The following is a 13,862-nucleotide window of genomic DNA, read 5'->3' as shown; positions in this document are numbered from 1 at the left end:
CTGCCTTTAATCACGCTTAAAACGATGTAGCTCACACCCACGCGCCATGCGCATGCCCTGACGGTGCTGTGGCCTTTGACGAGGCAGCTTACAAAAAGTTTCCGCCATTGTTGTATTAGATTTACATTATGTGACCCCTACCTCAATTGCGGTGCTTCGCCAAGGTCAGATTTATGCAGCTATGGCGCTTGAACGTGGTTGCCGTATAATCCATCTGCAAATTTTTTAAGTTGGTGTGACGCGCCCCTGACTGCGAAACACTCCACGACTTACGCACATCACAGACTACAGAAGCAGCTATGACGACTTTTTGGATCGCAATCGCGGCACTGACCGCACTGGCTCTGCTCTTGGTTTGGCTGCCCTTTTTCCGACGTACCGCAAAAGGGGCCCAGCAGACTGAGCTACGCACGCAAACCAACGTAAAACTGTTTAACGAGCGTATTGCCGAACTGGAGGTAGATAAGCAGGAGGGCCGCCTGACCGAGGCGGAGTTTGAAACCCTCAAGCAGGAGCAGGAGATGAACCTGCTGCAGGACGTGGATGACGGGGAGAGCTCCGCCATCACCGACAACAGCCGTGGCCCTCTGTGGCCGGTGCTGATCAGCGTCATCGTCCTGGTGCTCTCCGGCTACAGCTACATGGAACTGGGCCGTTTCGACGAGTGGCAGAACGCTCGCCCCGAAACCGCACAGCAATCCAACCCTCACCAGGGCATGACCCCTGAGCAGATGCAGCAGATGCGCATCGCTCAGATGGAAAGCACAGTGATGAACGAGCCTGACAACAGCCAGGCCTGGTTCTCCCTGGGTCACGCCTACATCTCCGGTGGCCAGTACCAGAAGGCGGTCGCCGCCTTCGATACCGTCATGGAGCTGGTTGGCCGCCACGCCGAACTCCTGGGCCCCCGCGCCACCGCCATGTATTACCTGGCCGGTGAGAAGATGACCCCAGAGATCGACGCGGTGATCAAAGAAGCCCTGGAAAGCGACTTCAAGGATCCCTCCACCCGCCTGTTGCTGGGTATGGACGCCTTCTTCAATGCAAACTATGAAGATGCCATCCGTCACTGGGAGATCCTGCTCACCAGCCCACGCGATGACTTTGACCGCTCCGCCATTCAGGCCGCCATCATGCAGGCCAAGAGCTTCCTGGGTACCGACAGCGTCGACAACCCCGAGCTGAACAAGGATGTGGAGGCCAAGGCCAAGAGCATCCATGTTTCCGTCTCTCTGGACGAGGCCATGGCTGCCAAGGCTCAGCCCGGTGCCAGTGTTCTGGTGATGGCTCGCCCCCTCAGCGGCGGCATGATGCCGGTGGCGGTGAAGCGCCTGAAGCTGTCTGACCTGCCCACTCTGGTGGTGCTCAAGGACAGCGACGCCATGACCCCTGAGATGCTGCTCAGCAGCCAGCAGGCGGTGTCCATCGAGGTGGTGGTGAACCACGACTCCAACCCGGGCGCCACCCCTGGCGACCTGGTGGGTCGACTGGACAGTGCCGCCCTGGGCAGCGACGTTCAGGTAGTGATCGACACCCAGATTCAGTAAAACCGAAGCGAGCTTCAGGTTTTACTGCGCCAAAAATGAACAAGGGCCCATTCGGGCCCTTTTTGTTGTCCGGCTGCCAAAGAGTTCAGGCAATAAAAAGGCCCGCACAGTGCGGGCCCCTTTAAACAATCTGGTCTGGATTACTTCTTCTCAGCCATGAACTCGATGGCAGCTTTGTAATCTTCGTCGCTGCAATCCATGCACATACCACCTGGGGGCATGGCATTCAGGCCGTTCTTAACACTCTGGACCAGACTATCCATGCCCTTGGCCATACGAGGCTCCCAGGCGGCAGCGTCGTTCAGCTTAGGAGCACCGGCAATGCCCATGGCGTGGCAGGTCTGGCAGGCCTTGTTGTATACAGCTTCACCTTCCTGAGCCATCACACCGGGAGCAGAAGCCAGCATAGCTACTGCAGCAAAAGCGATAATCTTTTTCATGCTACTTCGTTCCAAATTGTTGACATTTTTTATTAACTTGAGTGATATGCGTTCACAGCCAAGCTCGATATTAAAATAACACATACCTCACAGGCGTTCATCTTTTTTTGATATAAATCACCATTCTTGGAGGTGGGATGCAACTATTCCACCTTATTGAGAGTCATAGAAGCTAATCATTTGTTAATTCGCTTAAAAAGGGCCATATTCTGCCCCGCTGCCAGGCCATGTGATCCAGCGCGCCCTAGCAGTTGTTAAGAATGGGAGCAAGCCCAAGTTAACTTGTACCCAATATGGTAGAATCGCCTTCAATCAGTTCAGGTGTGAATACGAAAGAATGCAGGACAGCGAAATACTACTCAGCGCCGAGGAGCTTACCTGTATCCGCGAAGAGCGGATCCTGTTCGACGGCCTCAGCTTCGACGTGCGCGGCGGCGACATCATCCAGATTGAGGGCCCCAACGGCGCCGGCAAAACCAGCCTGCTGCGGATCCTGGCCGGCCTCTCCCGCCCCTACGCCGGTGACGTGCACTACAAAGGCACCCCCACCAGCGACGTACGAGACGATTTTCACGAGGACCTGCTCTATCTGGGCCACCTGCCCGGGGTCAAGAGTGAACTGACCGCCGAAGAGAATCTTGCGTTCAACCTGAGCATCGCCGGTTATAACCAGGTGGACATCCGCGCCACCCTGGCCAAGGTGAACCTCACCGGCTTCGAAGAGCACCCTGCCGGTCACCTCTCCGCAGGCCAGCACCGTCGCATCGCCCTGGCCCGCCTGTGGCACAGCGAGGCACGCATCTGGATTCTGGACGAACCCCTGACCGCCATCGACAAACGCGGTGTGGCCGAACTGGAGCAGCTGTTCCTCGACCACGCCAACCGTGGCGGTTGCGTCATCCTTACCACTCACCAGGATCTGCAACTGGTGGGGCCGGACCGGCTGAAGAAGCTGCGTCTTGAGTACCAATTCGACTAGGGGTCCGACAATGAGCCGAGATGTAAGCTATAGCCGGGCCTTCAATACGGTCCTAAAGCGGGATCTGCAGGTGGCCTTCCGCCACCGCAATGACATCTTCAACCCGCTGATGTTCTTCTTTATCGTAGTGAGCCTGTTCCCCCTGGGCATTGGCCCAGAGCCACAGGTGCTGGCGCGCATCGCCCCCGGGATCATCTGGGTAGCCGCCCTGCTGTCCGCCATGCTGTCCCTGGAGCGCCTGTTTAAGACCGACTACGCCGACGGCTCCCTGGAGCAGATGATGCTCTGCCCTCAGCCGCTGTCGCTGATGGTGCTGGCGAAGGTGCTGGCTCACTGGATCGTCACCGGAGTGCCGCTGATCGTGGCCTCTCCCCTGCTGGCGACCCTGCTGCACCTGGAAAGCAACAGTTACGGTGCCCTGATGTCGACTCTGGCCCTGGGCACCCCGGTTCTGAGCCTGTTGGGTGCCATTGGCGCCGCTTTGACGGTAGGCTTACGCAAAGGGGGCGTGCTGATCAGTCTGCTGATCCTGCCCCTCTATATTCCAGTACTGATTTTTGCCACCAGCGCGATAGACGCTGCGGGCATGAACCTGCCCTACACCGGACACCTGTCTATACTGGCAGCTATGCTGGTGGGCGCTTTGGTCCTGGCTCCCGTAGCAATCGGGGCCTCTTTGAGAGTGAGTACAAACTGATATGTGGAAATGGCTTCACCCCTACGCCAACCCTGAGAAGGCGTACCAACTGGCTGGCAAGATGCTGCCCTGGTTTGCCATCCTGGCGGTACTGCTGATCGGCACAGGCACTGTATTGGGCCTGGGTTTCGCTCCGGTGGATTACCAGCAGGGTAACTCCTACCGCATCATCTTTATTCACGTGCCTGCGGCTTCCATGTCCATGTCCGCCTACTTCGCCATGGCCATCGCGGCGTTCATTGGCCTGGTGTGGCAGATCAAGCTGGCCGACATCGCCGCCGCCGCCATCGCCCCCATCGGTGCCGTGCTGACCTTTATCGCCCTGTTCACCGGCGCCACCTGGGGTAAGCCCATGTGGGGCACCTGGTGGGTGTGGGACGCACGCCTGACCTCAGAGCTGGTGCTGCTGTTCCTCTACCTGGGCGTCATTGCCCTGTACGCCTCCTTCGAGGATAAGGTCCTGGCCGCCAAGGCTGCCGGCATCCTGGCGATTGTGGGCTCCATCAACCTGCCCATCATCAAGTACTCCGTTGAGTGGTGGAACACCCTCCATCAGCCCAACGCCATCACCGTGGGCAAGAGCAACGCCATGCCTCCGGAGATGCTGATTCCGCTGCTGATGAACATCTTTGGCTTTGCCATGATGATCGGCGCACTGACCATCTTGCGCTTCCGCGCCGAGGTGCTGGCCCGTAACGCCATGCGTCCCTGGGTTCGCGACCTTGTTGCTGCTGAGGAGAAACGCTAATGAACTGGAACTTCCAATTTGCCGGCCTGTCAGAGTTTCTGGATATGGGCGGCTACGCCTTCTTCGTCTGGCTGGCCTACGGCGTGGCATTTGCTGCCCTGGGGTTGTTAGTGGTAAGTTGCCTCTCCCAGCGAAAGCGAGTCATTAAACAGATCAGCCAAAAGCAGGCCCGAGAAGAGCGTCTGCGTCAACACAGGAGCAAAGCGGTATGAATCCAAGACGTAAAAAACGCCTGGTGTTCGCCTCAGCACTGATCGGCGGTGTTGCGGCCATCGCCTCCCTGCTGCTGTACGCACTGAACAGCAATCTGGACCTGTTCTACACCGCCTCAGAGATTCATCTGGGCAAAGAGGGCACCGGCATCAAGCCCGAGATTGGCCAACGCATCCGCATCGGCGGCATGGTGGTACCAGGCTCGGTCAAGCGCGACCCGGAAAGCCTGAAAGTGGAGTTCCAGATCGCCGATACCGGCCCAGCGGTGACCATCCGTTACGATGGCATGCTGCCGGATCTCTTCCGTGAAGGTCAGGGTATTGTTGCCCAGGGTCCCATGAATGAGTTCGCCGTCATCGATGCCACCGAAGTACTGGCCAAGCACGACGAGAACTACATGCCGCCAGAAGTGGCCGAAGCCATGGGCAAGAAGCACGAGAAGCTCGACTACGACGCGTCACAGACTCAGGGCGGCACCTACTAAGGTCACCCCAGACGCACGACTAAGGCCGGTTACTCACCGGCCTTTTTGTTTTTTGACAGCCAGTCGGCCAGTTCCATGGGCAGAGGGAAGACGATGGTGCTGGACTTGTCGCCGGCGATCTCTGTCAGGGTTTGCAGGTACCTGAGCTGCAAAGCGCCGGACTCCTCGGCCAGCACTGACGCCGCTTCAGCCAGTTTGTCGGCGGCCTCTCGCTCGCCGGTGGCGTGAATCACCTTGGCCCGACGAACCCGCTCCGCCTCCGCTTGACGGGCGATGGCTCGAATCATCGACTCGTCCAGATCCACGTGTTTGATCTCCACATTGGACACCTTGATGCCCCATACGTCGGTCTGCTTGTCCAGTATCCGCTGAATGTCCGCATTGAGCACCTCCCGCTGCGACAGCATCTCATCCAGCTCATGCTGACCCAGCACCGATCTCAGGGTGGTCTGGGACAACTGACTGGTGGCCTCATGGTACTCCTCCACCTGGTTGATCGCCTTCTCCGGATCCACCACCCGGTAGTAGACCACCGCGTTGACCCGCACCGACACGTTATCCCGGGAGATCACATCCTGGGTGGGCACATCCATCACCAGGGTTCGCAGATCCACACGCACCATCTGCTGCACTATGGGGATGACGATGATAAGACCTGGGCCCTTGACCCGATAGAAGCGTCCCAGCAGGAAGATCACCCCCCGCTCATACTCGCGCAGGATGCGGAAGGTGCTGATCAGCAGCGCCAGAATCAGAAACGCCAGAGTCAGGGTAAAGTAGGAGGTGAAGTTCTCAGCCATCATGCTTATTCTCCTTGTCGGCCAATACCAGAGTCAGCCCTTCCACGGCCACCACAGTGGCACTGGAGCCGGTTATCTCGCCATCGCACCGGGCTTGCCACAACTCTCCCCCCAGTTCGACCATCCCCTGGGAGCGCAGCCGCTCGTCCACAGCCACGCGTTTACCGACCAGGGTCTGTACCCCGGTCACCACCACCTGATTGCGACTGCGCAGGGCCATCCGCAGCACCAGTATGGTGAACAGCGCCGAGGCCACCGCGACCGCACTCACCAGGGGCATGGCCAGTTGCAATTCAGGCACGTCGGTATCCATCAGCAGCAGGGCTCCGGCGAGGAAGGCCACCACGCCGCCGATGCCAAACAGACCGAAGCTGGGCAAGAAGGCCTCGGTGACCATCAGCGCCAACCCCAGCAACATCAGCCCGGCACCGGCTAGGTTGATGGGCAACATGTTCAGGGCGTAGAGACCCAGCAGCAGGCTGATTCCCCCCACAATGGCGGGCAACCCCACCCCCGGGCTGTAAAACTCCAGTACCAGGCCGTAGAAGCCCAGCATCAGCAATAACAGGGCCACGTTGGGGTTGGTCAGTGCCTGCAGCAGGTTATGTCGCCAACCCGGCTCTATGGTCACCACGCTGGCACCGGCCGTGGTTAGCGAGCGCTCACCCACCAAATGACCATCGAGGGCAGCGACAAGCGCCACAAGATCCTCGGCCATCATATCCACCACCCCCTGCTCCAATGCATCGACCGCGGACAGACTGGCACCTTCACGCACCGCCTTCTCGGCCCACTCCACATTGCGTCCCCTGAGCTCAGCCAGACCGCGAATGTAGGCCACCGCATCGTTGACCACCTTATTGCGCATGCTCTGTTCATTGGAGGGCGCCTGGGCCGGTGTCTCACCCTCGGTGGGGTTGGGAGTGGCTGGCGAGGCGCCGGGGCTCAGAGCCACCGGGGTGGCCGCACCCAAATTGGTGGCTGGCGCCATGGCAGCAATATGGCAGGCGTACAGCATATAGGTGCCGGCACTGGCGGCCCGCGCGCCCGGAGGCGACACGTACCCGGCCACGGGCACTGGGCTGGCCAGGATCCCCTGGATCATCTCTCTCATGGCGCTGTCCAGCCCGCCCGGGGTGTCTATGGCCAGCACCAGCAGCTCGACATTGGCCTCTGTGGCGTCCTCCAGGGTATTGAGCAGCAGTTCTGAGGTGGCGGGGCCTATCACCCCCTGAATGGGCAGCACCCACACCTGGGCACCATTGTCGGACCTTAGAGTCGAAGGCAGCAACAGGATCAGGGTGACGAGCAGAGGCAACAGCCGCACCAGGGTCATAGGCACCTCGAAGAGGAAGAAACCTACTTAAGTGTAGTCAACGGGGAAAAGGGGAATTTTCGGGAGGGGAAAAGAAAAAGGCCGGTCAGTGACCGGCCTTTCTATTACTCTTCAGAAGCTGCAGCTTCTTCGGTAGCGTCCGCCTCGGGGCGGTCTACCAGCTCGATGTACGCCATAGGGGCGTTATCACCGGCACGGAATCCACACTTCAGGATGCGGGTGTAACCACCGGCACGTTCCTGGTAGCGAGGACCCAGCTCATTAAACAGCTTGCTAACTACATCGTTGTCACGAGTACGGGCGAAAGCCAGACGACGGTTGGCAACGCTGTCAGTTTTAGCAAGTGTAATCAGGGGCTCAACTACGCGACGCAGTTCTTTCGCCTTTGGCACGGTAGTCTTGATGATCTCATGACGTACCAGAGAACCAGCCATGTTGCGGAACATAGCTTGGCGGTGGCTGCTGTTGCGGTTCAGTTGACGACCACTCTTACGATGGCGCATGACCTTATCCTTTTAACCTAAATCTTTACCAGACCTGGTTACATGTTGTCGGCGAGTGAAGCTGGCGGCCAGTTTTCAAGCCGCATACCCAGGGACAGACCGCGGGAAGCGAGAACGTCCTTGATTTCAGTAAGCGACTTCTTACCCAGGTTAGGGGTCTTAAGCAGCTCAACTTCAGTGCGCTGAACCAGATCACCGATATAATGAATGGCTTCTGCTTTCAGGCAGTTCGCCGAACGAACAGTCAGTTCCAGATCATCGACAGGACGCAGCAGAATTGGATCGAATTCTGGCTTCTCTTCTTTCTCTTCCGGCTCGCTTACGTCACGCAGCTCAACGAAGGCATCCAGTTGCTCTGCCAGAATAGTGGCAGAACGGCGGATCGCTTCTTCAGGATCCAGGGTGCCGTTGGTGTGCATGTCGATAATCAGCTTATCCAGGTCAGTACGCTGTTCTACACGCGCCGCCTCAACATTGTAGGCGATGCGGACAACAGGACTGAAGGAGGCATCAACCAGAAGACGACCGATTGGACGCTCGTCTTCGTCGGATTGAGCACGGGCAGACGCAGGCACATAGCCGCGGCCCCACTCAACCTTGATGCGCATGCTGATTTCAGCGTCATCACCGGTCAGAGTACAGATGAGGTGATCAGGATTCATGATCTCGACATCACCACCATGGGTGATATCACCTGCAGTAACAGGGCCTGCACCAGACTTGTTCAAAGTCAGCGTGACTTCATCCTTACCTTCGATTTTCACTGCCAAACCTTTCAGGTTCAACAGGATCTCAAGTACGTCTTCCTGCACACCCTCTTTGCTGCTGTACTCATGCAGTACGCCGTCGATCTCGACTTCGGTAACTGCACAACCAGGCATAGAAGAAAGCAGAATGCGGCGAAGCGCATTACCCAAGGTGTGGCCGAAACCACGCTCAAGGGGCTCAAGAGTCACTTTAGCCCGAGTGGGGTTGACTTGCACGACATCGACCAGACGTGGCTTAAGAAAATCGGTAACGGAACCCTGCATTGTGTCCTCTCTTAACGGTTAAGCCTTACTTAGAGTAAAGCTCGACGATCAGCTGTTCATTGATGTCGGCAGACAGATCGCTACGCTCAGGCAGGCGCTTGAAAGTGCCTTCCATCTTAGAGCTGTCTACTTCCATCCAAGTCGGCTTCTCACGTTGATCTGCCAGCTCCAGCGCACCCTTAATACGAGCTTGCTTCTGAGCCTTCTCACGTACGCTTACCACGTCGTCAGCAGTCACAACGAAAGATGGAATGTTAACAACACGGCCATTAACCATGATTGCCTTGTGGCTAACCAGCTGGCGTGCTTCGTTGCGAGTAGCACCGAAACCCATGCGGTAAACCACGTTATCCAAACGACTTTCTAGCAGCTGCAACAGGTTTTCACCAGTATTGCCTTTCTTGCTAGCAGCAGTTTTGTAGTAGTTGCGGAATTGCTTTTCCAGTACACCGTAGATACGGCGAACCTTCTGCTTTTCACGCAGCTGCAGACCGTAGTCAGACAGACGAGCTTTACGAGCGCCGTGCTGACCAGGTGCATTGTCGATCTTACATTTAGAATCGATTGCTCGTACGCCGCTTTTCAGGAACAGATCTGTACCTTCACGACGGCTTAGCTTGAGCTTAGGACCCAAATATCTTGCCATGTTCTTTCTCCAACTATCCTGAAACGGGCGTTATACGCGACGTTTCTTAGGCGGACGACAACCGTTGTGCGGAATTGGAGTCACATCGGTGATGTTGGTGATGCGGAAACCCGCAGCATTCAACGCACGAATAGAGGACTCACGACCCGGACCCGGACCCTTAACTTCAACTTCCAGGTTCTTCAGACCATACTCTTTGGCCATTTCGGCGCAGCGCTCAGCAGCAACCTGTGCAGCGAACGGAGTGGACTTACGAGAACCACGGAAGCCGGAGCCGCCTGCGGTCGCCCATGCCAGAGCGTTACCTTGACGGTCGGTGATGGTCACGATTGTGTTGTTGAAAGATGCGTGCACGTGGGCCACACCGTCTGCAACCTGCTTGCGTACCTTTTTACGGGTACGAGAAGGAGTTTTAGCCATTGCTTAGTTCCCCTTACTTCTTGATCGGCTTACGCGGACCCTTACGGGTACGAGCGTTAGTCTTAGTACGTTGACCACGAAGTGGCAGACTACGACGATGACGCAGGCCGCGGTAGCAACCCAGGTCCATCAGACGCTTGATGTTCATAGAGATCTCACGACGCAGGTCACCTTCAACGGTGAACTGACCTACAACGTCACGAACCTTATCGATGGTAGATTCGTCCAGATCCTTGATCTTCACATCTTCAGCGATACCGGCCTCGGCACAGATCTGCTGTGCGCGGGTACGGCCAACACCGAAGATGGCGGTCAGAGCAACAACCGCATGCTTATGCTCAGGAATGTTAATGCCAGCGATACGGGCCACTATAGCACTCCTCAATTCCAGTGGTCGATTGTGAAAAGCCCGGTAGGATACTCGACAACCGACTAGTTTGCAACAACGCATAGGCTGACCGAGGTCAGCCTAGCGCTACGTTTTTTGGTTTTTCTCAGAGAGAACTCTGATTAACCTTGACGCTGCTTGTGCTTCGGCTCAGAGCAGATAACACGTACAACGCCGTGACGCTTAATAACTTTGCAGTTACGACACATCTTTTTTACGGACGCACGAACTTTCATTTTGCTACTCCGTCGAGAGCGACTTAACGGCTATAGCCCTTAAGGTTCGCTTTTTTCAGAACAGAATCATACTGATGAGACATCATATGAGTCTGGACCTGAGCTATGAAATCCATGATTACCACGACCATAATCAGCAGCGAAGTACCGCCGAAATAGAACTGAACGTTCAGGCCGATCATCATGAATTCCGGAATCAGACAGATAAAGGTGATGTAAGCGGCACCAGCCAGAGTCAGGCGGGTCATCACTTTATCGATATAACGGGCGGTCTGTTCACCTGGACGAATACCAGGGATGAATGCACCGGACTTCTTCAGGTTGTCTGCCGTTTCGCGAGGGTTAAATACCAGCGCGGTGTAGAAGAAACAGAAGAAGATAATCGCTACCGCATAGATCATCACATACAGCGGCTGACCTGGGGACAGCACTACAGAGATGTCAGACAACCAACGCAGACCTTCATTGTTACCGAACCACTGAGCCAGGGTTCCTGGGAACAGAATGATACTGGACGCGAAGATTGGCGGAATCACACCAGCCATGTTGACCTTCAGCGGCAGATGGGTGCTCTGGGCAGCGAATACGCGGCGGCCTTGCTGACGCTTGGCGTAGTTTACCACGATACGGCGCTGTCCGCGCTCCATGAATACCACAAAGTAGGTCACGGCAAAGATGATTACCGCAAGTACGAGCAGCAGCAGCACGTGCAGTTCACCTTGACGCGCTTGTTCTGCAGTCTGGCCAATCGCCGATGGCAGGCCGGCAACAATACCTGTAAAGATAATGATGGAGATGCCGTTACCAATGCCACGCTCGGTAATCTGCTCACCCAACCACATCAGGAACATGGTACCGGTTACCAGGGAAACCACTGCGGTAAAGTAAAACGCAGGGCCCGGGTTAACCACCAGTCCGGAGATCATGTTGGGCAAACCAGTTGCAATACCGAACGACTGGAAGGTCGCCAATACCAAAGTCCCGTAACGGGTGTATTGGCTGATCTTCCGGCGACCCGCCTCCCCTTCCTTCTTCAGTTCAGCCATTGCTGGGTGAACCACAGTCAGAAGCTGCATGATGATCGACGCCGAAATGTACGGCATGATCCCCAGTGCAAGGATGGAGGCGCGTTCCAGGGCGCCACCGGAGAACATGTTGAACATGCTCACGATGGTGCCCTGTTGCTGATCGAACAGCTCGGCCAGTACAGCGGCGTCAATACCAGGGATTGGTACGAAAGAACCAGCTCGGAAAACGATGATTGCGCCCAGCACAAACAGCAGACGCGCTTTCAGCTCCGAAAGGCCACCTTTCGCACTATTTAACTCAACACCTGGCTTAGCCATATTGTACTATCCCGTTATTCTTCGATCTTGCCGCCCGCAGCCTCAATGGCTTCGCGTGCACCTTTGGTCGCTTTAAGACCTTTGATGGTCACAGGGCGCTCGATTTTACCTGAAAGAACAACTTTCGCAAACTTAATGTTGCCAGAAACAACGTTCGCATCTTTCAGGGTTTCCAGAGTCACCAGGTCGCCTTCAACCTTAGTCAGCTCGCTCAGACGAACTTCGGCAGTTACCATCGCCTTGCGGGAGGTAAAACCGAACTTCGGCAGGCGTTGCTTCATAGGCATTTGACCACCTTCGAAACCTGGACGTACGCCACCGCCGGAACGGGACTTTTGACCCTTGTGACCACGGCCACCGGTCTTACCCAGACCGGAACCGATACCACGGCCTACACGCTTGGCGGAAGTCTTAGCACCAGCGGCTGGAGACAAAGTATTCAGACGCATCTTAGCCCTCCACCTTAACCATGTAGGAAACCTTGTTGATCATGCCGCGAACGGAAGGAGTGTCTTCCAGCTCAACGGTGTGACCGATTTTGCGCAGACCCAGGCCTACCAGAGTCGCCTTATGCTTAGGCAGACGACCGATAGAGCTCTTGGTCTGAGTAACCTTGATAGTTTTAGCCATGTCAGCTTACCCCAGGATCTCGTCGATGCTCAGGCCACGCTTAGCTGCCACCTGATCAGGAGCGTGCATCGAAGTCAGAGCGTCGATAGTTGCACGAACGATGTTGATCGGGTTGGTAGAGCCGTATGCCTTAGACAGTACGTTATGTACACCTACAACTTCCAGAACGGCGCGCATTGCACCGCCGGCGATGATACCGGTACCTTCGGAAGCGGGCTGCATGTACACCTTGGAGCCGGAGTGACGGCCCTTAACAGGGTGCTGCAGGGTGCCGTTGTGCAGACGAACGGTAACCAGGTTGCGGCGAGCCTTTTCCATTGCCTTCTGGATAGCGGCAGGCACTTCACGAGCCTTACCGTAACCAAAGCCAACGCGGCCGTTGCCGTCACCAACTACAGTCAGAGCGGTGAAGCTGAAGATGCGACCACCCTTAACTACTTTAGAAACACGGTTTACTGCAATCAGTTTTTCTTGCAGGTCACCGGCTTGCTTTTCAATATTAGCCATTTTCCACTCCCAACCTTAGAACTGGAGACCAGCTTCACGGGCAGCATCAGCCAGTGCAGCAACACGGCCGTGATACTTGAATCCGCTGCGGTCGAAAGACACATTCTTAACGCCCTTCTCTTGAGCACGCTCGGCAATCACCTTACCTACCAGCTTGGCGGCGTCGATGTTACCAGTGCCCTTCAGATCAGCAGCAACGGCTTTCTCGGTGGTAGAGGCCGCAGCCAGTACCTGAGATTCGGCGTTGATAACCTGAGCGTAAATGTGACGTGGAGTACGGTGCACAACCAGACGAGTCGCGCCCAGTTCTTGCATTTGCTTGCGTGCGCGAGTCGCGCGACGAAGACGAGCTGCTTTCTTGTCCATCGTGTTACCTTACTTCTTCTTGGCTTCTTTACGACGCACGTTCTCATCCGCGTAACGAACACCCTTGCCTTTGTAAGGCTCAGGAGCACGGTATGCACGGATGTCAGCGGCCACTTGACCAACGGCCTGCTTATCTGCGCCAGTAAGAACGATTTCAGTTTGGCTTGGGCACTCAGCCTTCACACCTTCAGGCAGAGCGTGCTCTACAGGGTGAGAAAAGCCCAGGGTCAGAGCTACGGCGTTGCCTTTGATGGCAGCACGGTAACCTACGCCGTTCAGCTGCAGCTTCTTAGTGAAGCCTTCGCTAACGCCGACAACCATGTTGTTGACCAGAGCACGAGCAGTACCTGCCTGCGCGTTGGCTTTAGCAAAGCCTTCGCGAGGAGCGAACTTAACTTCGTTCTCTTCTTTCACGATCTCAACGGCATCGTTGAGGACGCGAGTCAGAGTACCCTTGCCACCTTTAACAACGATCTCTTGACCGTTCAGAGTCACCTCTACGCCCGCAGGGATAGTAACGGGAGCCTTAGCTACTCGAGACATTG

Annotated in this window: 21 protein-coding genes; 6 read left to right on the top strand and 15 right to left on the bottom strand. The window is 56.3% G+C overall.

The window, feature by feature from the left end; all coding sequences use genetic code 11:
* The first annotated feature begins 299 nt into the window (after positions 1–299).
* Positions 300–1,547: a c-type cytochrome biogenesis protein CcmI gene (gene ccmI / locus QUE41_RS01440; RefSeq protein WP_286341207.1), complete on the top strand. Its 1,248-nt coding sequence runs from the start codon at positions 300–302 to the stop codon at positions 1,545–1,547.
* A gap of 140 nt (positions 1,548–1,687) precedes the next feature.
* Here the strand turns inward: ccmI and QUE41_RS01435 are convergent, their stop codons facing one another.
* A complete protein-coding gene (locus tag QUE41_RS01435; protein ID WP_286341206.1) occupies positions 1,688–1,987 on the bottom strand; it encodes a c-type cytochrome in 300 nt (99 codons plus the stop codon).
* 337 nt (positions 1,988–2,324) lie between these two features.
* Between QUE41_RS01435 and ccmA the strand changes: the two genes are divergently transcribed.
* The 5 genes from ccmA to ccmE are packed head-to-tail and all read left to right on the top strand — an operon-like array spanning position 2,325 to position 5,108.
* On the top strand, positions 2,325–2,966 hold the full coding sequence (ccmA, locus tag QUE41_RS01430; protein ID WP_286341205.1) for a cytochrome c biogenesis heme-transporting ATPase CcmA: 642 nt from the start codon (positions 2,325–2,327) through the stop codon (positions 2,964–2,966).
* Between the two features lie 10 nt (positions 2,967–2,976).
* Positions 2,977–3,663: a heme exporter protein CcmB gene (ccmB, locus tag QUE41_RS01425; protein WP_286341204.1), complete on the top strand. Its 687-nt coding sequence runs from the start codon at positions 2,977–2,979 to the stop codon at positions 3,661–3,663.
* A gap of 1 nt (position 3,664) precedes the next feature.
* Positions 3,665–4,411 (top strand): heme ABC transporter permease, encoded by a 747-nt coding sequence (locus QUE41_RS01420; protein ID WP_286341203.1) that lies wholly within the window; start codon positions 3,665–3,667, stop codon positions 4,409–4,411.
* Positions 4,411–4,623 (top strand): heme exporter protein CcmD, encoded by a 213-nt coding sequence (ccmD, locus tag QUE41_RS01415; protein ID WP_286341202.1) that lies wholly within the window; start codon positions 4,411–4,413, stop codon positions 4,621–4,623. Before QUE41_RS01420 ends, ccmD begins: the two co-directional genes overlap by 1 nt.
* A complete protein-coding gene (ccmE, locus tag QUE41_RS01410) occupies positions 4,620–5,108 on the top strand; it encodes a cytochrome c maturation protein CcmE (protein ID WP_286341201.1) in 489 nt (162 codons plus the stop codon). Before ccmD ends, ccmE begins: the two co-directional genes overlap by 4 nt.
* Positions 5,109–5,137: 29 nt before the next feature.
* On the opposite strand, the gene QUE41_RS01405 is transcribed toward ccmE, so the two are convergent.
* The 14 genes from QUE41_RS01405 to rplF form a co-directional block, all read right to left on the bottom strand.
* Positions 5,138–5,911: a slipin family protein gene (locus QUE41_RS01405; RefSeq protein ID WP_286341200.1), complete on the bottom strand. Its 774-nt coding sequence runs from the start codon at positions 5,909–5,911 to the stop codon at positions 5,138–5,140.
* Complete coding sequence (locus QUE41_RS01400) at positions 5,901–7,244, bottom strand: NfeD family protein (protein ID WP_286341199.1); 1,344 nt, start codon at positions 7,242–7,244, stop codon at positions 5,901–5,903. The genes QUE41_RS01405 and QUE41_RS01400 overlap by 11 nt, the downstream gene beginning before the upstream one ends.
* 104 nt (positions 7,245–7,348) lie before the next feature.
* Positions 7,349–7,747 (bottom strand): 50S ribosomal protein L17, encoded by a 399-nt coding sequence (gene rplQ / locus QUE41_RS01395; RefSeq protein ID WP_028110681.1) that lies wholly within the window; start codon positions 7,745–7,747, stop codon positions 7,349–7,351.
* A gap of 38 nt (positions 7,748–7,785) precedes the next feature.
* Complete coding sequence (locus QUE41_RS01390; protein ID WP_028110680.1) at positions 7,786–8,778, bottom strand: DNA-directed RNA polymerase subunit alpha; 993 nt, start codon at positions 8,776–8,778, stop codon at positions 7,786–7,788.
* Between the two features lie 25 nt (positions 8,779–8,803).
* The gene (gene rpsD, locus QUE41_RS01385) at positions 8,804–9,424 is read right to left on the bottom strand and encodes a 30S ribosomal protein S4 (RefSeq protein WP_028110679.1); all 621 of its coding nucleotides are present in this window, start codon (positions 9,422–9,424) and stop codon (positions 8,804–8,806) included.
* A gap of 30 nt (positions 9,425–9,454) precedes the next feature.
* Entirely contained in the window at positions 9,455–9,844 is a 390-nt protein-coding gene (gene rpsK / locus QUE41_RS01380) for a 30S ribosomal protein S11 (protein ID WP_028110678.1), read from the bottom strand.
* A 13-nt stretch (positions 9,845–9,857) separates the two neighbouring features.
* On the bottom strand, positions 9,858–10,214 hold the full coding sequence (gene rpsM, locus QUE41_RS01375; protein WP_028110677.1) for a 30S ribosomal protein S13: 357 nt from the start codon (positions 10,212–10,214) through the stop codon (positions 9,858–9,860).
* Between the two features lie 140 nt (positions 10,215–10,354).
* The gene (gene rpmJ, locus QUE41_RS01370; RefSeq protein ID WP_083938388.1) at positions 10,355–10,468 is read right to left on the bottom strand and encodes a 50S ribosomal protein L36; all 114 of its coding nucleotides are present in this window, start codon (positions 10,466–10,468) and stop codon (positions 10,355–10,357) included.
* Positions 10,469–10,491: 23 nt separating this feature from the next.
* The gene (secY, locus tag QUE41_RS01365) at positions 10,492–11,814 is read right to left on the bottom strand and encodes a preprotein translocase subunit SecY (protein ID WP_028110676.1); all 1,323 of its coding nucleotides are present in this window, start codon (positions 11,812–11,814) and stop codon (positions 10,492–10,494) included.
* Between the two features lie 14 nt (positions 11,815–11,828).
* Positions 11,829–12,263: a 50S ribosomal protein L15 gene (rplO, locus tag QUE41_RS01360; protein WP_028110675.1), complete on the bottom strand. Its 435-nt coding sequence runs from the start codon at positions 12,261–12,263 to the stop codon at positions 11,829–11,831.
* Between the two features lies 1 nt (position 12,264).
* The gene (rpmD, locus tag QUE41_RS01355; RefSeq protein WP_028110674.1) at positions 12,265–12,444 is read right to left on the bottom strand and encodes a 50S ribosomal protein L30; all 180 of its coding nucleotides are present in this window, start codon (positions 12,442–12,444) and stop codon (positions 12,265–12,267) included.
* A gap of 6 nt (positions 12,445–12,450) precedes the next feature.
* On the bottom strand, positions 12,451–12,951 hold the full coding sequence (gene rpsE, locus QUE41_RS01350; RefSeq protein WP_028110673.1) for a 30S ribosomal protein S5: 501 nt from the start codon (positions 12,949–12,951) through the stop codon (positions 12,451–12,453).
* Positions 12,952–12,966: 15 nt separating this feature from the next.
* On the bottom strand, positions 12,967–13,317 hold the full coding sequence (gene rplR, locus QUE41_RS01345) for a 50S ribosomal protein L18 (protein ID WP_136854578.1): 351 nt from the start codon (positions 13,315–13,317) through the stop codon (positions 12,967–12,969).
* Positions 13,318–13,326: 9 nt separating this feature from the next.
* Complete coding sequence (gene rplF / locus QUE41_RS01340) at positions 13,327–13,860, bottom strand: 50S ribosomal protein L6 (protein WP_286341198.1); 534 nt, start codon at positions 13,858–13,860, stop codon at positions 13,327–13,329.
* Positions 13,861–13,862: the final 2 nt, after the last annotated feature.

Origin of the sequence: Ferrimonas sp. YFM, from assembly GCF_030296015.1 — a bacterium.
Lineage (GTDB): Bacteria > Pseudomonadota > Gammaproteobacteria > Enterobacterales > Shewanellaceae > Ferrimonas.
This window is presented reverse-complemented; position numbering and strand designations above follow the sequence as displayed.